Origin of the sequence: Raineyella sp. W15-4 (assembly GCF_033170155.1) — a bacterium.
In the GTDB taxonomy this organism is placed as follows: Bacteria; Actinomycetota; Actinomycetes; order Propionibacteriales; family Propionibacteriaceae; genus Raineyella.
The window spans coordinates 3,929,623-3,953,554 of record NZ_CP137079.1; the positions used below are offsets into that span (position 1 = coordinate 3,929,623).

Annotated in this window: 18 protein-coding genes, 1 tRNA gene and 2 pseudogenes; 10 read left to right on the forward strand and 11 right to left on the reverse strand. The window is 68.6% G+C overall.

The window, feature by feature from the left end:
• The first annotated feature begins 70 nt into the window (after positions 1 to 70).
• A complete protein-coding gene (locus R0145_RS18205; protein WP_317838360.1) occupies positions 71 to 1,120 on the forward strand; it encodes a LacI family DNA-binding transcriptional regulator in 1,050 nt (349 codons plus the stop codon).
• Positions 1,121 to 1,191: 71 nt separating this feature from the next.
• On the opposite strand, the gene R0145_RS18210 is transcribed toward R0145_RS18205, so the two are convergent.
• The 6 genes from R0145_RS18210 to R0145_RS18235 all read right to left on the reverse strand — a co-directional run bounded on the left by R0145_RS18210 (position 1,192) and on the right by R0145_RS18235 (position 8,045).
• A complete protein-coding gene (locus R0145_RS18210; protein ID WP_317838361.1) occupies positions 1,192 to 1,947 on the reverse strand; it encodes an SDR family oxidoreductase in 756 nt (251 codons plus the stop codon).
• Positions 1,944 to 3,317: an aspartate aminotransferase family protein gene (locus R0145_RS18215; protein WP_317838362.1), complete on the reverse strand. Its 1,374-nt coding sequence runs from the start codon at positions 3,315 to 3,317 to the stop codon at positions 1,944 to 1,946. Before R0145_RS18215 ends, R0145_RS18210 begins: the two co-directional genes overlap by 4 nt.
• Positions 3,318 to 3,508: 191 nt before the next feature.
• Positions 3,509 to 4,945 (reverse strand): amidase, encoded by a 1,437-nt coding sequence (locus tag R0145_RS18220; protein ID WP_317838363.1) that lies wholly within the window; start codon positions 4,943 to 4,945, stop codon positions 3,509 to 3,511.
• A gap of 48 nt (positions 4,946 to 4,993) precedes the next feature.
• The gene (locus R0145_RS18225) at positions 4,994 to 6,469 is read right to left on the reverse strand and encodes a sodium:solute symporter family protein (protein WP_317838364.1); all 1,476 of its coding nucleotides are present in this window, start codon (positions 6,467 to 6,469) and stop codon (positions 4,994 to 4,996) included.
• Positions 6,466 to 6,690, reverse strand: a complete 225-nt coding sequence (locus tag R0145_RS18230; protein ID WP_317838365.1) for a hypothetical protein — start codon at positions 6,688 to 6,690, stop codon at positions 6,466 to 6,468. The genes R0145_RS18225 and R0145_RS18230 overlap by 4 nt, the downstream gene beginning before the upstream one ends.
• A gap of 44 nt (positions 6,691 to 6,734) precedes the next feature.
• Positions 6,735 to 8,045: a M20 family metallo-hydrolase gene (locus tag R0145_RS18235; RefSeq protein ID WP_317838366.1), complete on the reverse strand. Its 1,311-nt coding sequence runs from the start codon at positions 8,043 to 8,045 to the stop codon at positions 6,735 to 6,737.
• Positions 8,046 to 8,256: 211 nt separating this feature from the next.
• On the opposite strand from R0145_RS18235, the gene R0145_RS18240 reads away from it, so the two are divergent.
• Complete coding sequence (locus tag R0145_RS18240) at positions 8,257 to 9,897, forward strand: helix-turn-helix domain-containing protein (protein WP_317838367.1); 1,641 nt, start codon at positions 8,257 to 8,259, stop codon at positions 9,895 to 9,897.
• A gap of 228 nt (positions 9,898 to 10,125) precedes the next feature.
• Here the strand turns inward: R0145_RS18240 and arr are convergent.
• A pseudogene (gene arr / locus R0145_RS18245) lies at positions 10,126 to 10,540 on the reverse strand (NAD(+)--rifampin ADP-ribosyltransferase).
• Between the two features lie 479 nt (positions 10,541 to 11,019).
• Between arr and R0145_RS18250 the strand changes: the two are divergent.
• On the forward strand, positions 11,020 to 12,399 hold the full coding sequence (locus tag R0145_RS18250) for a hypothetical protein (protein WP_317838368.1): 1,380 nt from the start codon (positions 11,020 to 11,022) through the stop codon (positions 12,397 to 12,399).
• A gap of 216 nt (positions 12,400 to 12,615) precedes the next feature.
• Here R0145_RS18250 and R0145_RS18255 read toward each other — a convergent pair whose 3' ends face one another.
• Together R0145_RS18255 and R0145_RS18260 are read right to left on the reverse strand one after the other, a co-directional pair.
• Positions 12,616 to 12,930, reverse strand: coding sequence for a HigA family addiction module antitoxin (locus R0145_RS18255; RefSeq protein WP_317838369.1), 315 nt, complete (start codon positions 12,928 to 12,930; stop codon positions 12,616 to 12,618).
• Between the two features lie 589 nt (positions 12,931 to 13,519).
• A complete protein-coding gene (locus tag R0145_RS18260) occupies positions 13,520 to 14,224 on the reverse strand; it encodes a TetR/AcrR family transcriptional regulator (protein WP_317838370.1) in 705 nt (234 codons plus the stop codon).
• 212 nt (positions 14,225 to 14,436) lie between these two features.
• Here R0145_RS18260 and R0145_RS18265 point away from each other — a divergent pair, with 212 nt between their 5' ends.
• Positions 14,437 to 14,751, forward strand: a complete 315-nt coding sequence (locus tag R0145_RS18265) for a hypothetical protein (protein WP_317838371.1) — start codon at positions 14,437 to 14,439, stop codon at positions 14,749 to 14,751.
• A 363-nt stretch (positions 14,752 to 15,114) separates the two neighbouring features.
• On the opposite strand, the gene R0145_RS18270 is transcribed toward R0145_RS18265, so the two are convergent.
• Positions 15,115 to 16,587, reverse strand: coding sequence for an AAA family ATPase (locus R0145_RS18270; protein ID WP_317838372.1), 1,473 nt, complete (start codon positions 16,585 to 16,587; stop codon positions 15,115 to 15,117).
• Here R0145_RS18270 and R0145_RS18500 point away from each other — a divergent pair.
• The 3 genes and pseudogenes from R0145_RS18500 to R0145_RS18510 form a co-directional block, all read left to right on the forward strand.
• A pseudogene (locus R0145_RS18500) lies at positions 16,586 to 17,032 on the forward strand (recombinase family protein); the annotation flags it as partial. The gene R0145_RS18270 and the pseudogene R0145_RS18500 sit on opposite strands and share 2 nt — an antisense overlap.
• Positions 17,033 to 17,064: 32 nt before the next feature.
• Positions 17,065 to 17,658 (forward strand): recombinase family protein, encoded by a 594-nt coding sequence (locus R0145_RS18505; protein ID WP_411742131.1) that lies wholly within the window; start codon positions 17,065 to 17,067, stop codon positions 17,656 to 17,658.
• Positions 17,582 to 17,779, forward strand: coding sequence for a recombinase zinc beta ribbon domain-containing protein (locus R0145_RS18510; protein WP_411742063.1), 198 nt, complete (start codon positions 17,582 to 17,584; stop codon positions 17,777 to 17,779). The genes R0145_RS18505 and R0145_RS18510 overlap by 77 nt, the downstream gene beginning before the upstream one ends.
• A 552-nt stretch (positions 17,780 to 18,331) precedes the next feature.
• Here R0145_RS18510 and R0145_RS18285 read toward each other — a convergent pair.
• Positions 18,332 to 18,407 (reverse strand) — tRNA-Ala (locus R0145_RS18285).
• Between the two features lie 407 nt (positions 18,408 to 18,814).
• On the opposite strand from R0145_RS18285, the gene solA reads away from it, so the two are divergent.
• The 3 genes from solA to R0145_RS18300 all read left to right on the forward strand — a co-directional run bounded on the left by solA (position 18,815) and on the right by R0145_RS18300 (position 23,859).
• Positions 18,815 to 19,969, forward strand: coding sequence for an N-methyl-L-tryptophan oxidase (gene solA / locus R0145_RS18290; protein ID WP_317838375.1), 1,155 nt, complete (start codon positions 18,815 to 18,817; stop codon positions 19,967 to 19,969).
• A gap of 409 nt (positions 19,970 to 20,378) precedes the next feature.
• Positions 20,379 to 22,547, forward strand: a complete 2,169-nt coding sequence (locus R0145_RS18295) for a transglycosylase domain-containing protein (RefSeq protein ID WP_317838376.1) — start codon at positions 20,379 to 20,381, stop codon at positions 22,545 to 22,547.
• Positions 22,540 to 23,859: a mannosyltransferase family protein gene (locus tag R0145_RS18300; RefSeq protein ID WP_317838377.1), complete on the forward strand. Its 1,320-nt coding sequence runs from the start codon at positions 22,540 to 22,542 to the stop codon at positions 23,857 to 23,859. Before R0145_RS18295 ends, R0145_RS18300 begins: the two co-directional genes overlap by 8 nt.
• Positions 23,860 to 23,932 lie beyond the last annotated feature (73 nt).

The following is a 23,932-nucleotide window of genomic DNA, read 5'->3' on the forward strand; positions in this document are numbered from 1 at the left end:
CTCCGGCCCGCTCGGCCCCTGGTGGCGTGACATGTCGGCACCGAGACGTCTGCTACGTTCGGTGCTCGGAATGACACGTCACCAGGGGTTCATCATCAACGATCACGAGGTGTCGCAGGCGGGCGACAGTGGACGGCTGCCGACGATGGAGGACGTGGCGCGCGAGGCCGGGGTGTCCCGCGCCCTGGTCTCTATCGTCTACCGCGGGGTCAAGGGCGCCTCGGAGGAGACCCGACAGCGGGTGTTCGAGGCGGGGGAGCGGATCGGCTACCGGCGCAACTCCCTGGCGGCGCGGCTGGCGTCCAAGGGCGTCCACTCCATCGGGGTGCTCCTCTTCGACATGCGCAACGACCTCACCGCGGACGTCTTCCAGGGGATCCAGGCGGAGGCGGACGCCAGCGACCTCGGTCTGGTCGTCGGGGTGTCCGACCCCAGCGGCCGCCGCGACGAACGTACGGTGAACGACCTGCTGGCCGCCCGGGTCGATGCCCTGATCATGATCAGTGGCACCATGCCCGGGTCGGAGCTGCGCGCGCTGAGCCGGACCATCCCGCTGGTCTCGGCCACCCGTGCGGTCACCGGCGTCGACAGTGTGATCGTCGACGAGGCCGCGGCCGGGGCGCTGGTGGTCGACCACCTGGTCTCCCTGGGCCACCGGCGCATCGTCCACCTGGCCCCGACCTGGCGACCGAGCCCCCGCGTCGACGCGTACGTGCAGGCGATGACCCGCGCCGGCCTCGATCCCTGGGTCGAGGACATCGCGTACGACTTCGACGACGTCCGGGCGGTCACGCTGCGGCTGCTGGCGGCCACCGACCCGCCCACCGCTGTCTACGCCAACAACGACCAGGCCGCGTACGCGGTCCTCGAAGCCCTGTCGGATCGCCGCCTACGGGCACCGGAGGACGTGGCGGTGGTCGGCTTCGACAATCTCCGGGCCTCGGCCCTGCGGTCGGTGGACCTGACCAGCATCGACCAGCAACCGGTTGCCCTGGGCCGCCTCGCCGTCCGTACGGCCCTCACCCGCGCCGTCGAGACCGAGGCGCCACCGCGGCGGGAGGTGCTGGCGCCCCGGCTGGTGGTGCGCCGGTCGACGGTGGACGGGGCGTTGGAGGACTGATCGTCCGCCGTCGCCGGGCAGGTGTCACCAGGTGGCCAGGACCAACGGGGGCAGGTCTGTCGGGGGTGGCCTCACGCGGGGGTGCGGGCGATCTTGGTGTTGTGGGCCTGGGCCCGCGGGCGCACGATGACCAGGTCGAGATTGACGTGGTCGGGGCGGGTGAGGGCGTACGCGATGACGTCCGCGATGTCCTCGGCGAGCAGCGGTTGGTAGCCCTGGTAGACTTTGGCCGCGCGTTCGTGGTCGCCGCCGAATCTGACGAGGGAGAACTCCTCGGTCTCGACGTTGCCGGGGGAGATTTCCAGCACCCGGATCGGTTCGCCGACGATTTCCCAGCGCAGCGTCGTGGTGAGCATCCGCTCGGCGTGCTTGACGCCGGTGTAGCCGCCGCCTCCTTCGTATGCGCCGTGCGCGGCGGTCGAGGTGACGACCAGCACGTCGCCCGCCCCCGCGGCGCGCAGCAGCGGTAGGACGCTCTTCGTGACCCGCAGGGTGCCCAGGACGTTGAGCTCGTACATCCGCCGCCAACCGTCGATGTCGGCCTCTGCGACGCTGTCCAGGCCGAGCGCCCCACCCGCGTTGTTGACCACCGCGTCCAGCCCGCCGGTCCGGGCCAGATGGGTGACCAGAGCGTCGACCTCCTCGGCGGAGGTGACATCGAGGGGATAGGCCTCGCAGCCGGTCTCCGCTGCGAGCCGGGCCAGTCGGTCGGCCCGCCGGGCGGCAGCGATGACCGCCATCCCGTCGGCCTGCAGGCGTCGTACGGTCGCCGCCCCGATTCCGGATGAAGCGCCGGTGACCAGCACGCGACGCGGGGAGTCCGTCATCGGGCCGCCTCCTCGGTGAGGACCTCGGTCAGGATGGCCATGCCGCGCCGGGCCTCGTCGGTCGTGATGACGCAGGGCGGCACAACGTGGATGCGGTTGTCGACGACGGCCGGGAGGAGACCCTTGGTCAGGCAGGCGGCCTTGATCGAGGCTATCCGTGCGGCGGGCAGCGGCTTGCGGGTCGCCTTGTCGGCCACCAGTTCGGCGGCCCAGAAGACGCCGGTGCCACGTACGTCGCCCACCAGCGGGTTGTCCGCGACCAGCTCGGCCAGCGCCGGCCCGATCACGGTGGCACCGACCGTGGCGGCATTCTCCACCACGTGCTCGTCCTCCATCGCGGCGATGGTCGCCACGATCGCCGCCATTGCCAGCGGGTGGCCGGAATAGGTCAGGCCTCCCGGAAAGACCTTCTCGTCGAAGGCGTGGGCGATCGGAGAACTCAACAGCACCCCGCCGGCCGGGACGTAACCGGAGTTCACGCCTTTGGCGAAGGTGATCAGGTCGGGGACGACGTTCTGCTGCTCGAATGCGAACCAGGATCCGGTACGGCCGAATCCGGCCATCACCTCGTCGCAGATGAGGACGATGCCGTAGCGATCGGCGATCTCGCGGACCCCGGCCAGGTACCCCGGCGGTGGCATGAGGATCCCGGCGGTCCCGGGCACCGTCTCGAGCAGGATCCCGGCGATCGTGTCAGGCCCTTCGGACTGGATTACCCGGTCCAGATGGTGCAGCGCGCGGGCGCATTCCTCTTCCGGCGTGGTCGCCCAGAACTCCGAACGGTAGAGGTAGGGACCGAAGACGTGGACGTGACCGCGTGCGTACTCGTTCGGGATGCGCCGCCAGTCGCCGGTGGCCACCACGGCAGCGCCGGTGTTGCCATGATACGAGCGGTACCGGGAGATGATCTTGTCCCGACCGGTGGCGAGGCGAGCAAGCCGCATCGCATTCTCGTTGGCGTCCGCGCCGGCGTTGGTGAAGAAGACCTTCTCGAAGGCCGCCGGGGCGTGGGCCAGGATCCGGCGGGCCGCTTCCGCCCGCGCGAGGTTGGCGGTGGCCGGTGCGATCGTGGTGAGGATGTCGGCCTGCTGCTTGATCGCCGCGACCACCCGGGGATGCTGGTAGCCGATGTTCACGTTGACGAGCTGGCTGGAGAAGTCCAGCCACCGCTCACCCGCATGGTTCCACAGCGTCGCACCGCTGCCGCCCGCTACCGAAAAGGCCGGCAGATGGGCCTGCGCGGACCAGGAATGGAACACCTGGTCGTGGTCGGCCGCGATGATCGCCGCATCGAGGTCCATGCCGTGCATCCCGTGTCCCACGGGAACCGTTGGGTCGAGCAGCTTGCTGGCCTCCAGGATCGAAGACATCGATATTTCCTTTCGTCAGTTCGTCAGTGGGTGTCGGCCGGGGTGTTCCTCAAGGTCTCCCGACCTTCTCGTGCGTTGTGTGGGCAATTTCTGCGTGATTCTCGCCACCAGCCGGCACAGACCCATCCGCGACGCTTCTCGGGGAATGGTCGGGGCGCGGCGATGGTCTCGAGCTGGGAGGCGCCGGTCCCTCAGGCCGCCGTGATGGTCCGGGAATCCGTCGGCAGGGGCGGGGTGACCTGCGCCCACGGCCGGTGGGCCTCCACGGCGTAGCCGACCCGGAAGACCGCCTCCTGGTCGTACGGGCCGCCGACGATCTGCAGTCCTGTCGGAACGCCGTTGCGAGCGAATCCGGTGGGCACCGCCAGCGCTGGACACCGGTTGTTGATGTTGATCGGCACCGCCATCTGGTCTTGCCAGTAGTGCCGGCCGAGTCCGTCGACCGACGTCGTCGGGGCCTCGGCCGGCAAGGAGGAGCGGGCAGAGACCGGGGCGATCAGTGCGTCAGCATCGGCGAGCACTGCCGAGAGCTGGTCGCGCATGATCGTCTCCCGACGGAACGTGTCCAGCAGCCCGACCCGGGAGGCCACGGCGAGCGCGTGCTCGATGAACTGGGTGATGTAGGGGGAGACCTCGGCGTTCGACCGTACGATCTGCTCCGCCATGCCTGGTGCGAGGATATGACCGTAGTGGGCGAAGGCCAGTTCCATGATCTCGTCGGCGCGCCAGGGGAGTTCGCGTTCCACGATCGTCGCGCCGGCGGCGGCCAACACGGAGGCGGTCTCCTCCAGGTTGGCTACCGTGTCGGAGTCCACGGGGTAGTCGCCGAGGCGTCGGCTCAGTACCACCGTCCCGCCGTCCAGACGTCCGGATCGCGGCGGCCGCCCCACCGGCCTGGACGGGATCGACAGCTGGTCACGGGGATGCTGGCCGGCGATGACGTTGTGCATGAGGCGGACATCCTCGACGGTGCGTGCCATCGCACTGTCGCTGCGGTACCAGTCCATGGTCGAGGGGTGCAGGCCGGGGACGACGCCGTACGGCGCCTTGTAGCCGACCACTCCGCAGTAGCACGAGGGGATCCGGGTCGATCCACCGATGTCCGATCCGGTGGCCAACGGGGCGAATCCGGCCGCCAGCGCCGCGCCGGATCCGCCGGAGGAACCGCCGGGAGTACACTCCGAGTTCCACGGGTTGCGGGTCACGCCCCATTGGCGGGAGTCGGTGACGGTCGCGGCGCAGAACTCCGGGACCGCGCTGCGGGCGATGGGTACGGCCCCCGCGGCGAGCAGGCGCTCCACGATCGGATGGTCGCGATCCGGCGTGTCGGTGAGTTCCACCACGCCCTGGCTCACGGGGTGGCCGGCGAGCTCGTGCTTCTCCTTCAGCACGATCGGTACCCCGAGCAGTGGGGCCGGGTCTCCCACCGCCCACCGGCGGTCGGCGTCCGCGGCGTGGGTCCGGGCGAGGTCCGTGAGCACCTCGGTGATCGCATTCACGGATGGATCCACCTCCGCGATGCGCGCCAACAGGTGCTCGGTCACCTCCGATGGTCGGAGGCGTCCGCGCCGGAATTGTGCGGTCAAGTCCGTCGCGCTGAGGTAGGCGTACGGGTCCGGGGTGCTCACGGGGGTTCCTTTCGGGGACAGGTCGATTTCGCTGGGCTGCGGTGAAAGTCAGGCTTCGAGGTCGAGAACCAGCTCCCGGTGGGCCGCCCCCGCGGGCTCCGCGGAAGGCCGGTCGGGTACCGCGGGACGTCTCGCCTCGCCGGTGGCGGCCGACACTGCGACCATCACGGCGAGGTTGACCACCAGGGCCACCACGCCGGTGTTCAGGCCGAAAACACTCACCTTGCCGACGGTGAAGCCGATCACCACGAGTTCGGATGTGACGAGACCCGCGATCAGACCGGCAGCGTTGACGAACCGCTGGCGTGTGACCGACAGCAGGTTCGCGGGGGCGAGCTGGACCAGTCCGGCGTACGTGAGCAGGTAGAGGTTCGCCATCAGGTCGGGGCGTCCCAGGGCGAGGCCGAGGGAGAGCAGCAGGATGAGGCCCGAGGCGACGCGCCCGACGAGGAGTTTGCGGTCCTCGGTGATGCTGGCAGGGGTGAGGTTCGAGGAGACCAGGGTGGCGATGGCCAGGACGCAGTGGGCCGCTGGCACGATCGCACATGCCAGACCGGAGATCACCACGACGCCCATCAGCCAGCCGGGAAGTGACTGTGCGGCGAGGGTGAGGATGGCGGAGTTCTCCTGGCCCTTGTGGATCTGGAGCTGGGTGACCGCGAAGAAGCCGAGCACGATCGGGATGAAGGTCGCCAGGGTGTAGAGCGGCAGCAGGACGTGGTTCTTGGAGACGGCTCGTGACCGGTCAGCCGACAGCACCGCCGGCCAGCTCTCCGGCAGCGTCATGGCGCCCAGGCCGATCCCGCTGATCACCACGCTGGAGATGAACCACGCGATCCCGTAGGTCTTGGTTCCGGGGGCGATCACCATCAGGTGCTCGGCCCGGGTCATCACCTCACCCATCAGATTGCCCGCCTGGAAGGTGGCGAGCGTGCCGGCCAGGATGATCGCCAGTGCGACGACCATGGCGATGTCCTTGAAATAGGCCGTCACCGCGACGCCGCGCAGCCCCGCCGTTGTGACGAACGCGAGGATGAGGACCGTCGCGACGATCATGCTCAGCGTGCCCGCCTGCTTCAGGCCAGTGCTGAAGGAGACGATGGTGCCGAGTCCGACGATCTGGACCTGGACGATCGGCATGAAGAAGATCACTGCCAGCAGGGCGACGAGGCGGCCCAGCGCGGGGCTGCCGAACTGGTGGCCGACCATGTCGGCGTTGGTGTGGTACCCGAAGACCTTGCCGAGTTTCCAGACGGCGGGGCCGAGGAGGAACATCCCGATGTAGCCGATGACGAGGTATGCCGGCATGTATGCGGCGGAGATCCCGCCGAGCACCGTTAGGCCGGACATTCCCAGGAAGGTGAAGCTGGTGAAGATGGCTCCGGCCTGGAGGAAGAAGGTGGTCAGGCTGCTCATGGTCCTGTTGCCGATGGACCATCCGGAGTTCGTGTCGAGCACCCTCCGGCGGCCGAGCAGGCCAAGGACGGCGATCAGTGCGAGGCCGAGGATCGTGGCGATGATCATCGGAGGTCTCCTTCCGTGCTGGTGGTGTCGTTGAGTTCGGGCTCCCGACGGAAGAGCGCGGCGAGGATGAGTGTCGTCACGATCGCCCAGCCGCCGACCCAGAACAGGATCGGGGGAACGCCGAGTGCGGTGGTGGGGGTGTTGACGAAGGGGAAGAGCGGGGTGAGGACCAAGGCCGCCACGGGGAGCAGCAAGGACCAGTGGGCGGTGGTGAGGTGCATGGGAGTGCTCCGTTCTCAGCGGGATGGTTGTCCGAGCGGAAAGGTCAGGCGGGGACGGTGTGCAGCGTGCCGGCCAGCGCCGACGTACGGGGTGCGCCGGTGCACACTCCGGTGATCTGGCGGGCGAGGACCTCGGCGAGCAGGCGTACGCCGGCCTCGCAGTCCTCGGGTGCGGTGTATTCGTGCTCGTTGTGGGAGATGCCGCGGACACTGGGGATGAAGAGCATGACCGTCGGTACGAGGTCCTTCAGGTTGGTTGAGTCGTGCCCGGCCAGGGTGAGGGTGCGCCGCGCCGTGAGACCGAGATCGGCCGCCGCCCGTTCCGCGATCGCGACGCCCTCGTCGTGGTACGGCTCCACGTCCCAGAAGTGGGCCCTGCCGAGGTCGATCGTGGTGCCGGTGGCCTTCTCGATCTCCTCGAACCGGGCTCGCAGCCAGGCGTCCGAGCGGTCCAGCACCTCGAGGAAGGGTGAACGCATGTCCAGGTGGAGCCGCGCCTCCCGGTTGACAACTACGGGCGAGTTGGGAATCGCCTCGAGCAGACCGATCCCGGAGTGCAGCTGACCGGTCGGGAACAGGTCACAGACCTCCCGGGCGGCGACCACGATGTGCGCGGCCGCCAGCAGGGCGTCCCGGCGCTCCTCCATGGGCGTCGATCCGGTGTGGGACTGTTCGCCGCGCACGACGATGCGATATTTGTGAGCGGCCCAATTGGACTCGACCAGACCGATGGTCACGTCCGCGTCCTCGAGTCGGTGACCCTGCTCGATGTGGATCTCGGCGCAGCCGACGATCTCGGGGACGACGTCGGTTCCGCGGTAGCCGACACCCCCCAGTGCCTCGGCGACCGTGACACCATCGCGGTCTGCGGTCGCCAGCGCCACATCCAGGGGGATGCGACCGCAGAACACACCGCTTCCCATCATGCTCGGTTCGAAGCGGGAGCCCTCCTCGTTGAACCAGTCCACGACGGCCAGGTTGTATTTCGGGACGAAGTCGCCTGCCGTCACGGCAGCGGTGACCCGCGCCACCGCGTGGGCGGCGGCCAGGACCCCGTACGCACCGTCGTACCGGCCGCCGCGCGGTTGGCTGTCGAGGTGCGAGCCGACGAGCACGTATGGTGCCCCGGGGACGTATTCGGCCAGGCCGAAGAGGTTGCCGATCGGATCGACCAGTCGGGTGAAGCCATGCTCGGTGAACCACCCGGACAGCCAGTCCCGGGTGAGGCCGTCGGCGGCGGTGGCGGCCTGTCGATCGACACCGCCGGCGGGCGTGGCGCCGAAACCGGACATCGTGGCGAAGTCTGTGGCGAAGTCGTCCGACCCGTGGGTCCGGACCAAGATCCTTGTCGTCATCTGTGCTCCCTTCTCAGGTGAGACAGAACATAGGAGCGCCACACGGTCCGGTTCTGGACGAGATGGCGGCGGCAATCGTCTCGAAACGCCATTTCGTCCAGCCCCGCCGTGACCCGGCACCGGACGGCGCCGGATCCATCGCGCCCACTCCGGACGCGCCGTTACTCGAACGTTTCGTCGACGAAACGTGCTGGGGCTTCGATGGGACGGCATGAGCCTCTCGCTGAGTGACGTCCTGGGGAACTTCGGCCCTCGCGTCGAGGCCGTCGTCCGCGTAGACCACGATCCGGTCGTGTCCTGGCCCTACTACACGAATCTCCTGGACCCGACGCCTTACCTGCACGGCGGAGAACTCGTTCTCACTACGGGCCCACTGGTGGACGCCGGCTTCGATGGGTCGATCGCCGCTGCATACGTGCGGCGACTGTCCGAGGTCGGAGTCGCGGGCATCGTGTGCGGGCCGAAGCGGATCGGAGATCCTGACCGCGAGGACGAGACCCACCTGCTGACGGAGTTGGCCGGCGAATGCCGGCGGCAGGGAATGCCGCTGGTGTGGAGCAGGCAGATGTCCTTCATCGAAATGATCCGTGATGTCGGGGCGCTGCTGCGGGAGGACCAGCGCGAGACCGCCGTCTGGTTCGGAGAGGCCCAGCGGCGCCTCACCCATGCCGCGCTGAGCGAGCGAGGGGCCGCGGCCGTGGTCGAGCAGCTCGGCGAGGAACTCGACACGTGGGTGATCTGCTTCGACGAGATGGCGCGACCCCTGCATCGGTCCGCCCGGGCCTCCCGGTTGGGTGCGCCCGCGGTGGCGGCGCTCCGGGAGCGCTGTGTCGGGGTCCTCGATCGTGGCATACGCAGCGGGACGAGCCTTAAGGGGCCGGAGCTGGATGCCCATCTGCAGACGCTCGGTCCGGCCCATGAGCTGCTCGGCGTCCTGGCGTACGGGAGCGACAGGCAGATGTCCGAGCCGGTACGGCAGCTCATCACCTCGGTAGTGGCCCTCCTGTCGGTCGCCATGCTGCGCTCCGCCGAGGTCCGCAGGGCGCGCGCCCGCCTCGATACGGCTGTGCTCAGGCTGCTGCTCAGCGGGGCGGTCGAAGAGGCACGCACGACCACAGCCGCCTGGGGCACCCTTCCGGACCCACCGATTGTGGTGATGGCCGTGTCGTCCGACCAGTTGCCCAGTAGCGAACTGATCCGCATGCTGGGGCGCCGCGCCGGCGACAGGCGTCCGTTTGCGGCGGAATACGAGGGGCTCACCGTGGTGCTGTTGTCGGCTCAGCGGGCCGCCGGGTCGATCGCCGAGGCACCGCTCGAGGGTGCCCGCATCGGCGTGTCGCGGCCGGTGCTCTACGACTCCGTGACCCTCGGCCACCAGCAAGCGGTGGTGGCGCTTCGCGAGGCGTTGTCCGCGGACCTCCCGCTGGTCAGGTACCGTCCCGGCAGCGTGGAGCACATGATGGGGGCGGTGGCCGCCGTGCCGGGGATGGACGAGCAGGCGCGCCGTACGCTCGAGCCACTCACCCGGTATGACGACGCGCACGGCGTTGACCTGACCCGGTCACTGGCTGTCTGGCTGAATACGGGATGCCAGTGGGAGGCTGCCGCCAACGCCCTGAACATGCATCGCCACACCCTCCGGTCACGGATCGACCGATGCGCGAGGATCCTGGGCGTCGACCTGGGTGACACCCCGACCCGCAACGGACTGTGGGTCGCGTTCACGGTGTCGTCCGCCGCCGAGGATGTCGGTGTTGTGGACGAGCGACGCACTTACCCTCATTGGCAGGCGTCAGGCGTTGCGGGTCCGGATGATGCGTCACTTCTCGGCGGTGGTGCCGCTCTCGCCTGAGTCCCAGAGCCGACGGTTCACCGCGATGCGCGAACGGTGGTGAGTTGTCCCGCGCCTGACTACGGCGAGCGGTTCAGTGGCGATCGAGCAGTTCTGCATGCTGTGGACTTTCGTCCCACACGACGAGGCTGGATGTGACCTCGGATCTGTGACCTCGGATCCCTGACGTGGTCGACCGCACCAGCCACGCGCAGCGGGCTCGACGAGCCGGGCGAGACGGGCTGCGCCTCAGTCCTCGATCTGCGCCGAGCCGTGCCGCCGGCTCGCGTCGAGCCCGTCCCGCATGGCCCGGAGCTTCTCCGGGTGAGTGACCGACCCAGCCGACGAGTTCCTCGACCACGCGCAGGGGCTCGCGGCTGCGGAACGACTGCGTCGGGTTGCCGGGGAACCTCTTGTCGGTCACGTTCGGGTCGTCTTCGAACGCGCCGGTCGGCTTCACGAGGTAGATGCGGCCGGGACCGTTGCCGGCCGCCAGTTCGGCTCCCCAGACCGCCGCGTCGAGCGTCGCGGTGAAGTAGACATAGTTCATCACCCGGCCCTGCTGGAAGTTCGACTCCCGGCCCGGAACGAGCAGCTCGCCCGCCACTAGGTCCGCCTTCGTGCCGTGCAGGAAGACGCCAGGACGATAGATCTCGAAAGGCATGGGCTCACTCATCGCGGCCAACCCTAACCTCTGGTCCACAGTGTCAGGGGTCGGGCGGGTCTCCACGGGGACACCGGGTGAACGGATCCTGGGGCGTTCCCGCGGGAACGCCCCAGGCCTCGCTCCTGCTGTTCCCGTACGGGATCCTCGTGGTCAGCACCGGCGGGTGAACACGGTGCGCAGGCTCCCGGGTCCGAGCTCGAACTTCGCGGTGGACCATGGCCAGCCCTGGCTGTCGAGCCTCACCTCGAAGGGCTGCATGACGTACGTCACAGGTACTCGGACCGGCGTGGGCACGGCTTTCTCGACCATTCGCCCGGTGCACCGGCCCATCCAGTGGTCAGGAAGTCATTGCATTCGCTACCGAACTGGGCCAGCGATTCGGTGCGAGCGGCGTCGAGGTGTCAGTGCCGACGAGTACCGTTCGGGGTGAAGCTCACCCCAGGGGTGAGGAACACCCGCGGGCAGCAGGAGTAGCAATGGGCAGCGAGGTCGAACTGGTCAGTGACGGCGACAGTCTCGCGGTCATCGGCAACTCGACCGATGTCGAGAGGTTCCTCTTGTCATCGGGGCTCGACAAGGCACCGTCGAAGAGCCTCGACCTGCACCGCCTCTGGTCGTCGTCGGGCACCGCTGGTGCAACCGTGCAGATCGGAGCCGACGTGGCAGCGAACTCCGGACGCTGGGTGAAGCTGACTGCCGAATCCGCTGAGGCGGTCAGGAAGTACGGTCTCATGGCGACTAAGACGCCCGGAGTGAGCCACGCGATGATCGGCCAGCCCGGTGACATCAAGCGGTGGCTCCAGATTGCACAAGCCCCGTCAGCGCTGCTCGGCGGGCCGTTCGCGCTCACTGCGCTGTCGACGATGATGCAGCAGCGGGCGATGCAGCAGCAGATGGATGAGATCGTCAAGTACCTGCAAGAGATCAACGAGAAGGTCGACGACATTCTCCGTGGACAGAAGGACGCCGTGCTCGCGGACATGATCGGCGTCGACCTGATCATCGAGGAGGCGCTGACTGTCCGTGATCAGGTTGGCCGGGTCTCCGAGGTGACGTGGTCGAAGGTCCAGGCGACCTCGATGACGCTCGCCCGCACACAGGCATACGCGCTGCGCCAGCTCGACGTCATCGCCGAGAAGCTGGAGAAGAAGTCCGACATCGGCGACATCGCTCGGGCGACGAAGGATGCCGAACCGAAGGTTCGCGAGTGGCTCGCCGTTCTGGCGCGCACCTTCCAACTCCAGGACGGAGTCTCGGTACTCGAACTCGACCGTGTGCTCGACGCCTCGCCGGAGGAACTCGAAAGCCACCGTCTCGGCCTTACGGCTGCGCGCCGAAGCCGCCTCGAACTCATCAGCCGCAGCACCGCCCGCCTGCTGACCCAAATGGACGAAACCGTGCGGAAGGCGAACGCGAAGGTGCTGTTCAACCCGTTTGACTCGCCGGCCGCCGTCACATCGAGCAATCAGGTCTCCTTCGGCGTCCTCGATTTCCGTGGGCGCCTCGGTATCGAGTCCGGCCATGAGTCGGCCGATGCGAAGAAGTGGGGACGGGCGGCCGGCGAGGTCGTGGAGAAGGTGTTCGTGTCCACCACGGAGGGCGCGGCTGCCGCGAGGCGGTTCGGCGACCAGACTTTCGACCGTGCGACCGAGGTGTTCCGCTCCGTTGACATCGACGGCGATGGCGTCCCGGACCAGCCTCGCGCTTCAGCCGCTGCCGAACAAGCAGGTGCTGCGCTCAAGGGGGCCGCGGTCGGGGTGGCCGGAGCATTCGGCACGCTGTTCCAGCGCAAGAAGGAAGCCACTCCCACAGCCCAGAAATCTCAGCCGGTGCCGCTGGACGACAGGGAGTCCTGAGAGCCGAGCAGAGAACGAACTCTCGTCTAGTCGGTGCGGAGCGTGGTGGGGTCCGAGGGTCGCAGACATTCCCGTACCCATCGCGGGGAATGCCTTCGGGGCCACCGACGCGGCGTCGCTTCCGATGTCCGCGATCTCGACCGCGTGCGTCGTGGAGTGCTTGATCTGGCCCTTCGAGTTGGTGGAGCGACCCCGTCGCGAGATTGGCTGTACAGGTCAGACGGCCCCCGGGACGAACCGCAGGTCCCAGGCCGTAGGACTGAGCGGTTCTACGTGGGGTATGCCGTGGCTGGTCTCGATCGCCAGGTCGTAGGCGGTCTGCATGGCGAGCCAGGCGTGGGCGGTGCTGACGTCGGCGGCCTCCAGACGGACCGCCAGCTTAGGGGTGATGCGGGCATGGCCGTGGAGGACGCGGCTGAGCGCGACGCGTGAGATGCCGAGTCGTTCGGCTGCCTCCCCGACCGGCAGGCCGAGGTCGGCGAGTACGTCTTCTTGTGGGACCTCGCCGGGATGGACCGGATCGTGCACCATAATTGCTGCTCATCCCAGTGGTAGTCCTCGTAGTCGACCACGTCGACGTCGGTCCTCATGAACCCGAACGTGACCCGCCAGTTGCCATTGACCCAGATCGACCAACGTCCCAGCTGGTCGCGCTCTTCAAGGGGTGGGTGCGGAACGACGGGATGGCCAGGTCGGCTTCTGACATTGCGACGGCGGGCATCCGCCCCCCATCGCTCGGATGCCCTGTCGCCACCGTCCGAACACGCCGCCAGCAGTCCTGCGCTTAGGCACCCCCAGGTGTCACATGGACGGCTCCGTCGAGGGCGAATCGTCCGAGACCGAGCCACGGGCACCGTCGGCGTGAGCCAACAGCGCCACCAAACATCAACCGTATGGCAGATATTCACAGTGTGTATACAAGGTCGCGTCGTCAGACGGAACGCGCACAGGACGTCCGCCACAGCGGAGGAATGAGGTCGGCCGATCCGGGCACAGGACGCCAGGCCGCGGGGTGGCGCGACGTGCGCCCGAGGTGGCCAACGGGCAGGCCGTTTCGCCGCGCACGCACGGGTGCCGACGAAAGGGCTCATCCGGCCCCGAGGTGGGCGGGTCCCGGCCCTCAGGGTTGGGCGGTCGTCCCGGCGGTCTCGCCGCCCGGGTCAGCGGCCTGCGTCCGCGGTCGCAGCGGCCGCCCGAGGACCCGGGCGAAGAAGAGCTCCAACTGCGCGGGCACGTCGATAGGGACCGGGCTGAGCGGGGCGTGGAGTTGGAGGCCGTCCCAGACGGCCGCGATGTTGGCCGCCAGGGCCGAGGGGTCGATCGCCGGGTCGAGTTCACCGTTGCGCTGGGCGACGGCCAGTCTCTGGGCCACGATGCGCCGCTGCAGGCCGCGCCGGCGGAAGTACTCGTGCGCCGGGTGGTGCGGATCAGCGGCCTCGGCGAACAACAGGGTGTAGAGGTGCACCTGCTCCGGATGCTCCTCGTTCCTGGTGGCGACGTCGATCATGAACCAGAACAGGTCGTCGACCGTCTCGACGTGGCGATAGGTTGCCGCGGCGTCGAGATCACGCTGGTGCAGGACGGCGGTCAGCAGCGACGCCTTGTTCGGGAAGTGGTGCAGGAGTGTGGCGTGGGAGATGTCGCACCGTCGGGCGATCTCCCGTACCGAGGCTCCGGCGTAGCCCATCTCGGTGAAGACCTCGGTGGCCCGGGCGACGATGCTCGCCCTGGTGGCACGACCTGTCGCGTATCCGCCGGGTCGACTGGTGCCCACGATGTCCTTCCGGTTCGGCTGGACGTCCTTCCGGTTCGGCTGATCGTGCACGGGCGCACGTTGACCGCTCAACGGTAGTGCTCCAGGCTGTGGCCCCCTCAGGATTGTGGCGCCGCAGCGCAAGCCACGTGCGAGACCCGGCGGCTCGTGCGAGAATGCCGGACATGAGAACACGGCCACGAGAAGGGCTCATGCAATAGCCCCGGTTCGTCCTTCACCGAGGGAACGCGGGCCGGGGCTGCCCCGAACCTCGGAGGCCTTCCGTGTCTCGTACAGATGCTCATGTTCCGCTTCGTATCCGTGTCGCCCGTGGTGACATCGGTCGTGCCGAAGTCCACGACCACGCCGACGGTGTGTGCGATCTTCCCGACCCCTTCGATCGTGACGCGCTCTGGCAGGGGCGTGGTCACTGCCACTGGGAGTGGCGCTGGGACGGCCACGCGGTCTGTTCCTGCTGGATGTGCCACGGCGGCTACGGACTTCGCCTCGACCGCCGCGCCGACCGCCAGCGCACCCGCCGCGAACTGCGGACCGTGACGGAGCGCTGGAACTACGGGGACGATGCGGAGTGCGACTGAAGCGCTGACGCGACCTGATGTAAGGCCACCCGAGTGAGCACGATGCTCGCGGCCGGCACCCCGACGCCCGCCTAGAGGCCGCACCCGGGCGCTCCCTCTTCTAGACGGCCAACCTGTGTCCATACGCACATGGACTTGAATCGACGTACGCCTTCAGAGTGGCCAATCCGGAGCGGTCGAGGTCTCACCGGGCCGCCACCGCCGAAGGAGCACAGCACGTCGCCCGCGGACGGAGGGCTGGAAAGAGTCGAACCCCGCCCCGCATGAAGCGTGGGCAGGGTTCGCTCCGGACCGTGGTCACAGTGCGCCCGGGCCTTGAACGGACCGACCGACCTCGTCGCAAGAACCTCGGTTTCCACAGTCTCAGCGCAACAAGAGCGCAATCAGCGGCGCTGGGACTGCCCACGCGCGCTCGGAGAGATCGAGGATGTTCCGAGTCGCGAGGACCCCGCCCTGGTACTTGCCTTCGATGACCTTCGCTTCGGCGCGCCAGCCGCGGGCAACCCATTTGCTCTCGATCGGGGTCGTCGTGCCAGTGCCGCCGGCCGTTGCGACGGCGACCGGGCAGAGGTCGACTTCCTTGCCGGAATCGGTGCGCAGGTACCCGATGGTGTCGCCGAAGGCGAGCCTGCCCTCCTGCTGATTCTCCAGAGCGAGCGCCAGCGTCGTCCCGATCGTCGCCTCGGTCAGGGCGGTCAAGTCAGGCTCCGCGAGCCCGGCGCGCAGGCGAGACGGCAGCCAGGCCAGGATCGGGTCGGAGAGGTAGTACTTGGCCTGGGCGCCGCCAATGACGGCTCCGCGCTCGTCGCGCTGTGGGCACTCGATCGCGGCGAACGTCGCGATGAGGCGCTTGACGCGGCGGTCGAACTGTTGGCGTGTGCCGTACCCAAGGTCGCGGGCAGTCTTGGTGAGGTTCAGGGGGCTCGTCGTCCGAGCGGCGAGGGCGTCGAGCAGGAGGGCGACGGAGTCGGGGGTGTCGTCGGGCCCGACGTCCGCGACGAGCCATGCCTCGAGGTCGCGCAGGTAGCCCTGCGACACCGCGCCGTCGGTGACCGCCTCGAAGACCGCGCGCGGGAAGCCGCCCGAGCGCAGGTATGCCTGCCAGGCGAGGTCGTAGTCGTCCACGAGGAAGGTGAGCGCCTCGACCTGGTCGCGGACCGTGGCGGATTGCAGGTCCCACAGTGGGGCAGGCGGCGGAGCGGGAAGGTTACGGCCACTGGCCATGAGGAAGTCGCGGAACGACATCGGGAACATATGCCGGATGCGCCGGTGCGCTCCGCTGCCCGCTCGGCCGGCGAAGAGGTTGGCGGTGACGTCTTCGACGCCGACCCAGCGTGATCCGGTGGCGATGACCGTGTCATCGCCGGCCAGGGTCTGGTCTCGCAGCCGCTTGAGGGTCGCGGTCCACCCAGGGATGCCGCTGACCTCGTCGAGCAACCACACCCGGCGGCGCGGTTCGGGGCGGTCCACCGACGACGTGAGATCGCGGCCGAGCACGAACGCCCGGCCGAGGTCCGCAGCGGAAAAGTCGTCGGCAGGGACGTGGATGACCTGGCGCGGGTCGACGTCGTCGCGCGCGCACAGCGCCGCCGCCGCGTCGATCAGTGCGATCGACTTGCCCACCCGGCGCGGGCCAGTCAGCACGACGAGCTTGTCATCGACTGGCCCTTTGGCGACGTCGTCGAGCACGTTGGAACGGTAGCCGAGGTCGTATCGGCCGCGGTCTCGCAGCAGCCGGTGGCTGGCCGTCCACTCGGTCGGCGAACGCCCCATCGCCGCGGCAAGCCACCACGGGTTGGCCTCACGAAGCACCGCAGCGATCTGGTCATCCCTCATGGCCAGCCACACTACAACGCTCGCGTACCAAAAGGGGGGAGGTTTTGACTATGCACGCGTACCAGAATGGGGGAGGTTTCAAGGATCATGGCGTACCAAACACCCAGGACCTCGCGTCCCATCCCGAGCCCCGAGAACCGGATGGACGGCTTCCACGTCGGCACCTCACCCAACATCCCCGTTGCGCGCGATCTGCTACCTGCGCGTCTCGACCACCCGCCAGGCTTCCCGCAACGGAGAGCCGGAGGGCCTGTCCGTCCCGGCTCAACGCGAAGCGTGCCGCCGACGCGCGTACGAACTGGGAGCGCTCGTGACGGCCGAGTTCGTCGAGCACGGACGGTCCGGCACCACGATGAACCGGCCCGAACTCCAGCGGATGCTGAACCACCTGAACGATCACGCCGTCGACTTCGTCATCGTCCACAAGATCGACCGCCTCGCACGCAACCGGGCGACGATGCGTACCTCACCACTGCCATCAGCAGCTCCGGTGCACGGCTCGTGTCGACCGCCGAGGCCATCGACCAGACGGCTTCAGGCCGATTGCTGCATGGGATCGTGGCATCGATCGCGGAGTTCTACTCCCAGAACCTCGCCACCGAGGTGATGAAAGGGATGCGGCTGAAGGCAGTCAACGGCGGCACACCCGGCCGGGCACCACTCGGCTACCTCAACGTGCACACGACCGCACCCGGCCGGACCGACATCCGCACCGTCGCCATCGACCCCGACCGAGCCCAGCACATCACATGGGCCTTCCAGGCGTATTCGACTGGGGAGTGGAGCGCCGCCCGCATCGCCGCCGAGCTGAACCGGCGAGGCGTCACCACCCGCCCAGGACCCAACCGGCCGGGACAGCCGCTCACCTTCCGCAGCGTGCACTACCTGCTGCGCAAACCCCTACTACAAGGGCCTCGTCGTCTTCGACGGCGCCGAACACCCCGGCGCACATCCGCCGTTGATCGACCCGGCGACCTGGGCGGACGTTCAGGACGTGCTCGCCGCCCGCCGCAGCGGCGCACGCGCACGCGAGCACCTCCACTACCTCAAGGGCACCGTCTTCTGCCTTGAGTGCGGGCGCGCCCTCACGATCCAGCACACCCGAAACCGGCACGGCACCGACTACACGTACTTCCACTGCGCCGCAGCCCGGAAAGGACTGTGCGCGCAAACGCAAGCACCTTCGCAGTGACCGGGTCGAACTGCGCATCCTCGACCTCTACCGGCAGATCGAGATCACCGCGGGACAGCGACGCCGCTGGGAGGTCGTCGCGCTCACTCGCCTGCAACGTCACTACGACGCGAGTCTCGCGCAGCTCAACCGAGCCACCGCGCTCGCTGCCGAGATCACCGACAAGGGCATCCGCCTGGAGACGGCGAACGACGCCATGGTCGTGCCCGCCGACCTCTATGCCGAAGTCCGGGAACGGCTGGACGACGAGTCACGTGACGCCGAGCGTGAACGAGCGCTCCTCGCCAAGGCGCATGCCGAGGACGAGCGTCGGCTCCGCGAGGCACTCGACATCCTGGAGGATGCCGCCGCAACCTACGCCAACGCCGACCCTGCACTGCGCCGGCAGCTGAACCAGACAGTGTTTCGACGCATCCTCATCGGCGCCGAGCAGGACATCCGGATCGAGCTGAACGACGACTACAACGACGTCGTCAGCAGCGGCGAACCTGGCCTGCAATGACAGAAGCCGCGCCCAGCGGCGCGGCTTCCCGGGTTCTGATAACGACTACTTGGTGGAGCATAGGGGATTCGAACCCCTGACCCCCTGCTTGCAAAGCAGGTGCGCTACCAGCTGCGCCAATGCCCCGATCGGGTGGCGTACGACGTACGCACGACCAACCACGATACGGGACGGCGACCCGTTGCCCAAACTGGAGCCCGCCTCGAAGTGCTCCGTGGCGTGGCACCGTCGGGCGGCTTCTCGCAGGCCGAGGCCGGCGGACGATCGGTCCGGGACCCCGGACCGATCCCCGGCTTCTCACGGGCACTGCCGGTCTGCCGGTCGCGCTGACCGCGCAGCGATCCGATGCTGAGGTCGAGACCGCGCCTGCGGAGCCGATCTGTCGAGCGTCGATGAAGGACGTGTCAATGAAGGACATGCAGCGTCGATGAAGTAGAACGATGAAAACGATGAAGTTGAACGAAGTAGAACGTGGTGAACCCTCGGCCAGCCGCCGAGCCGGCACCACATCCAGCAGAGGCAGGGAGAGTCAGATGGTCGAGATCACGAAGGACGTCATCGTCCTGGGGTTGGGCGCCTGGGGGTCGGCGGCGCTGTGGCGCCTGGCCGCCCGGGGCGTGGATGTGGCGGGCATCGAGCGCTACGGCATCGGTCACGTGCTCGGCTCCACCCACGGCACCACCCGGCTCTTTCGCATCGCTTGCCAGGAGCACGTCGGGCTCTCACCGATAGCCGTGAAGTCCCTCGAGCTGTGGACGGGTCTCGCCGCCGAGACCGGTGAGGAATACGTCAGCCAGAGCGGTGTCCTCAGCTCGGGAACCCCGGACAGCGTTCCCGTCGCCGGCACGATCCGGGCCGCAGAGACGGCCGGCACGCCGGTCACGCGCCTCAACCACGCCCAGTTCGTCGACAGCTATCCCGGCTACGGAGACGTGCAGGATCAGGAGGTGGCAGTCCTCGACACCGCTGGAGGAGTCTGCTACCCCGAGCGATTCGTCCGCGGACATGTCGCCGCCGCGCAGCGTCTCGGCGCCGACGTCTACCCGGACACCCGGGTGGCGAGGCTCGAGATCACCAGAGACGGCATCCGGGTCCATACGGCGACGGCGGTGTTCGCCGCCGCCAAGGTCGTCGTGGCACTGGGGGCGTGGATGCCGAAGTTCTTTCCCACACTGCCGTTCCGCCCCAAGCGCACACCGCTGTACTGGTTCGACGCGAAGCCCGGCCACGCCGACGAGTACCGCCTGGAAAACTTCCCAGGTTTTATCCGTGAACTGCCGAACGGGATGCTGATGTGGGGGCACGGGTCTTCCGACGACTTCGGCATCAAAATCGGACTCGGCGACGACGCGAAGTCCTTCCAATACTGCAGCGATGCCGACACGCTCGACCGTTACATCCACCAGCGAGGAGACATCGATGAACTGAAAGGGTACGTGGCCCAGGCCTTTCCGGGCATCGAGTCGCAGCCGTCGAGGGTCATCCCCTGCGTGGTGACCGAGTCACCCGACCAGCAGTTCATCATCGGTCCGCATCCTCTCGACGACCGGATCGTGATCGCGGGCGGGGACTCGGGCCACGGCGCGAAACACGCTGCCGGCATCGGCGAGCTGCTCGCGCAGCTGACGGTCGGCGAGGCCCCGTTCGCCGACGCCGCGTTCATGAGCCCCGACCGCTTCAGCGAGTGAACCTGACGAGCCGAACCTGACGAGCCGAACCTGACGAGCCGAACCTGACGAACGACGCCACAGGTCGGCCCCGACCGGGCGACCGGCGTGAAGTGCGGGGTTTGGGTGCCGGCGCGGTCGCTGGCGGTGGGCGCCCCGCCCGTACGCGCCCCGCGACGTGCCGATCTGGCCACAATCCAAGGGTTGCGGTTCGGCCCGGCAAGAGGCCCGACATATCCTAGTGGCCACGTGGCCCGTTGTGTCCACGAGAAGTACCCGTCCTGCCTGACGTGGAGGTGCATCGCCATCACCGGGTCGGCAGCCGACCGTCAGGACATCCATGGCTCACATGACCCCGCACCCGCGGCAGCCCCCGGCTCGTGGTCCCCGCAGGGGACAGGCTCCGGTGAAGACGTCGAGGTGGCGGAGGATGGCCCTCTGGCAGAAGATCCTCACGATCCTGATGTCGGGTGTCCTCGCCGTCGTGCTGGTCGGCGGCATTGCGTTCGCCGGCCTCTACTCGACGATCAAGGTGCCCGACCCGAACGCGGACTTCCAGACCAACACCACCTATCTCTACTACGACGACGGCACCACGCAGCTGTCCGACCTTGCGGTGCAGAACCGCACCAGCCTGACGTACGACCAGATCCCGCAGGCGATGAAGGACGCCCAGGTGGCGGCCGAGGACCGGACGTTCTGGACCAACCCGGGCATCTCGCCGATGGGCATGGTCCGCGCGCTGATCGCCATCGCCTCCGGCAAGGACGTGCAGGGCGGCTCGACGATCACCCAGCAGTACATCAAGCTGATGTACCTGACGCCCCAGCAGACGATCTCCCGCAAGGTGAAAGAGGTCATCCTCGCACTCAAGCTGAGCAACCGGCTCAGCAAGGAGGAGGTCCTCACCAACTACCTCAACACCGTCTACTTCGGCCGTGGGGCGTACGGCGTGCAGGCCGCGGCGCAGGCGTGGTTCGGCATCGACGCGAAGGACCTCACCGTCGGTCAGGCGGCGGTCCTCGCCTCGGTGGTGCAGAACCCGAGCATCCTCGACCCGAAGGTCGACCCGGACAACATGTCGCGGCTCAAGGCCCGCTACGAGTACGTGCTGTCCGGCATGCTCGACGCGAAGTCCATCACCCAGGACCAGTACAGCCAGTTCACCGGCAAGATGCCGGAACTGCCGACGGTCAAGGCCAACCCGCGCTACCAGGGCCCGAAGGGGTTCCTGGTGAACATGGCCGAGCAGGAACTCGCCTCGCTCGGCTTCACCGACGCCCAGATCAACGGCGGCGGTCTGCGGGTGACGACCACCTTCGACCAGAAGGCCCAGGCGGCCGCGGAGAAGGCGGCCCAGACCAACCAGACCCAGGCCAATGCGGCGGCCAAGTCACGGGGCACCAACGCCAACGCCGTCCACGCCGCGATTGCGTCGGTCGACACCACCAACGGTGAGTTGATCGCCCTGTACGGCGGTGACGACTTCGTCAAGAATTCCCGCAACTGGGCCTCCACCGCCCGGATGACCGGTTCGACCTTCAAGACGTTCGGCCTGATCGCCGGGCTGCGGGACGGCTTCACCCTCGACTCGGTCTTCCAGGGCAACACCTTCACCCCCAAGGGTGAGAACCAGACGGTCCGCAACGAGTTCAATCAGCAGTACGGCCCGGTGACGCTGCAGGTGGCCACCGCCCAGTCGATCAACACCGCCTTCGTCGACATGGTCTCCCAGATGGACCACGGGCCGTCGAAGGTGATCCAGGCGGCGAACGACGCCGGCGCCCCGAAGGGCGGTGCCTGGGACGCGTACAACCGCATCGTGCTCGGCTATGCCGAGGTCAGCCCGGTGAACATGGCGAACGCGTACGCCACCCTCGCCAACGGCGGCAAGCAGAACCAGGTGCACGTCGTCCGCGAGGTCCGGGACCGCGACGGGAACGTGCTCTACAAGGCCTCCTCGGCCAACAAGCAGACCGTCGAGCAGAACATCGCCGCCACCACGACGAGCGCCCTGCAGTCGGTGGTCAACGAGGGCACCGGTGCCAAGGCGTCGGCCCTCGGCCGGCCGGTCGCGGGCAAGACCGGTACCGCCGGAGTCGGCAACGACATCGCCTCCGCCTGGTTCGTCGCCTACACCAAGCAGATCTCCACCGCGGTGATGTACGTCGCCGGCGACGACGGCTCCAGCGACCTGGATCCCTACCGCCAGGCGGGCACCCAGACCTTCTTCGGCGCCGGGTTCCCAGCCTCGACATGGTTGTCCTACATGCAGGTGGCTACCCAGGGCCAGGCCGTGCAAAGTTTCGACACCCCGGCCAACACGCCGAGTCGTCGGACGGCCACCCCGTTGCCGGCGTACACACCGACGCAGACAGCGTCGAGCCAGGCCAAGGCGACCCCGGTGCCGACCGCCGCGCCCAGCACCGACGCACCGTCCACCGACGCCTCGAGCGGGGCGTCGTCGAGGCCGAGCTCGCAGCCGTCGACGGGCGGTGGTGGCGGCACAGGCGGCGGCTCGGGCGGCACCGGAACAGGGACCAGCACCGGCGGAGGCAACGGCAACGGCGGAGGCAAGGGACAGACGACGGGTGGGTAGTCGCTCCCGGCCCGGGATGTCGCGGGACGATCCTCTGCCGCGGGACGAGCGGCTCCGGCCCGCTCCGCCGCGTCCCGAGTGGAGCCGGCCGGTCGCTGCCGCCTGGATCGGCAGCCGTACACTGCTGCTCGGCACGCTGCTGGTGACGGCCGCGGTCCACGGCTGGAGCACGGTCGGGGTGCTCGGTAACTGGGACGTCGCGCACTTCGCGCGGATCGCCCGCCAGGGCTATGCGCCTGACCATCGGGAGATGGCGTTCTTCCCCGGCCTGCCGTTGCTGATGCGGCTCGGGTCGTCGATCGGGCTGCCCCCCGAGATCACCGGGATGCTGCTCTCCCTGATCGGCTCCGCGCTGGCCGCGGCCGCGCTGCGGCGGCTCGCCGGGCCGGAGGGAACCACCGACCGGCGCGCCGGAACCTGGTCCGCGGGGAGATGGTCGGCGGGGACGTGGTCCGCGGTCGCCTGGCTGATCGCCCCGACCGCCGTGTTCACTGTCGTCGGCTACACCGAGGCGCTGTTCTGCGCCGCCGCGTTCTGGGCCTGGGAGCGCGCCCGCGCCGACCGGTGGGCGACCGCGGCTCTGCTCGCCGCCTTCGCCGCCACCCTGCGGGTCTCCGGGCTGTTCCTGATCGGCGCCCTGGCGGTGCTGGCGCTGACCTGGCCGGCCGCACGGGGGCAGGATCTGGGCCGGCGGATGCGCGCCGCGGCCGGCCGGGCGGTCTGGCTGCTCGTCCCGTTGGCGGTGCTGGCGGCGTACGTGGTCTACCTGTGGGCTGTCACCGGGTCGTGGACCGCCTGGTTCGCGGCGCAGCAGGCGGGGTGGCAACGGACGTTCACCTGGCCCTGGGACTCGGTCCGGGCCACTCTGACCGCCGTACGCCCCGGTGGCTATGCGGACGCGAACGGCTGGGGCTGGATGTTCCGTTACGAACTGGTGTCCTTCACGGTCGGTCTGCTCACCACCGGCTGGATGCTGCGCCGCCGCCGCTGGGCCGAGGCCGCCTGGGTCGGTGTGCAGCTGCTCGCCTTCTCGTTCTCGCCGTGGCTGATGTCGGTGAACCGGGCGGTGCTGCTGTGGTTCCCCACCTGGGCGATCGTGGGGGAGCTCGCGGCACGAGCGACCGGGACCGGGGGAACAGGGGCCGTGGCGACTGAGGCGGGGACGGCGACCGGGGCCGGGGGGACGGCGACCGCGGCGACCGGGACCCGCCGCCGCGCCGGATGGCTCCTCGTCGGTCTCGCCGCGACGGTGTCGGTGGGGCTGATGGTGTGGTGGGCCTGGATGTTCGCCACCGGACAGTGGGCCAGTTGATCCGGTGGGCCTCGGGTCGCTGGCCCGGAAGGGGCGTTCGGGAAAGGGCTATCGGGTTTCCCTATCGATATCC

Excerpts from the sequence above, each read along its gene's own strand:
- R0145_RS18215 (WP_317838362.1), bottom strand. The coding sequence starts at position 3,317 with ATGTCTTCGATCCTGGAGGCCAGCAAGCTGCTCGACCCAACGGTTCCC.
- R0145_RS18295 (WP_317838376.1), top strand. The coding sequence starts at position 20,379 with ATGGCCCTCTGGCAGAAGATCCTCACGATCCTGATGTCGGGTGTCCTC.
- R0145_RS18240 (WP_317838367.1), top strand. The coding sequence starts at position 8,257 with ATGAGCCTCTCGCTGAGTGACGTCCTGGGGAACTTCGGCCCTCGCGTC.
- R0145_RS18235 (WP_317838366.1), bottom strand. The coding sequence starts at position 8,045 with ATGACGACAAGGATCTTGGTCCGGACCCACGGGTCGGACGACTTCGCC.
- R0145_RS18255 (WP_317838369.1), bottom strand. The coding sequence starts at position 12,930 with ATGGTGCACGATCCGGTCCATCCCGGCGAGGTCCCACAAGAAGACGTA.
- R0145_RS18210 (WP_317838361.1), bottom strand. The coding sequence starts at position 1,947 with ATGACGGACTCCCCGCGTCGCGTGCTGGTCACCGGCGCTTCATCCGGA.
- R0145_RS18230 (WP_317838365.1), bottom strand. The coding sequence starts at position 6,690 with ATGCACCTCACCACCGCCCACTGGTCCTTGCTGCTCCCCGTGGCGGCC.
- R0145_RS18270 (WP_317838372.1), bottom strand. The coding sequence starts at position 16,587 with ATGAGGGATGACCAGATCGCTGCGGTGCTTCGTGAGGCCAACCCGTGG.
- R0145_RS18225 (WP_317838364.1), bottom strand. The coding sequence starts at position 6,469 with ATGATCATCGCCACGATCCTCGGCCTCGCACTGATCGCCGTCCTTGGC.
- R0145_RS18250 (WP_317838368.1), top strand. The coding sequence starts at position 11,020 with ATGGGCAGCGAGGTCGAACTGGTCAGTGACGGCGACAGTCTCGCGGTC.
- solA (WP_317838375.1), top strand. The coding sequence starts at position 18,815 with ATGGTCGAGATCACGAAGGACGTCATCGTCCTGGGGTTGGGCGCCTGG.
- R0145_RS18205 (WP_317838360.1), top strand. The coding sequence starts at position 71 with ATGACACGTCACCAGGGGTTCATCATCAACGATCACGAGGTGTCGCAG.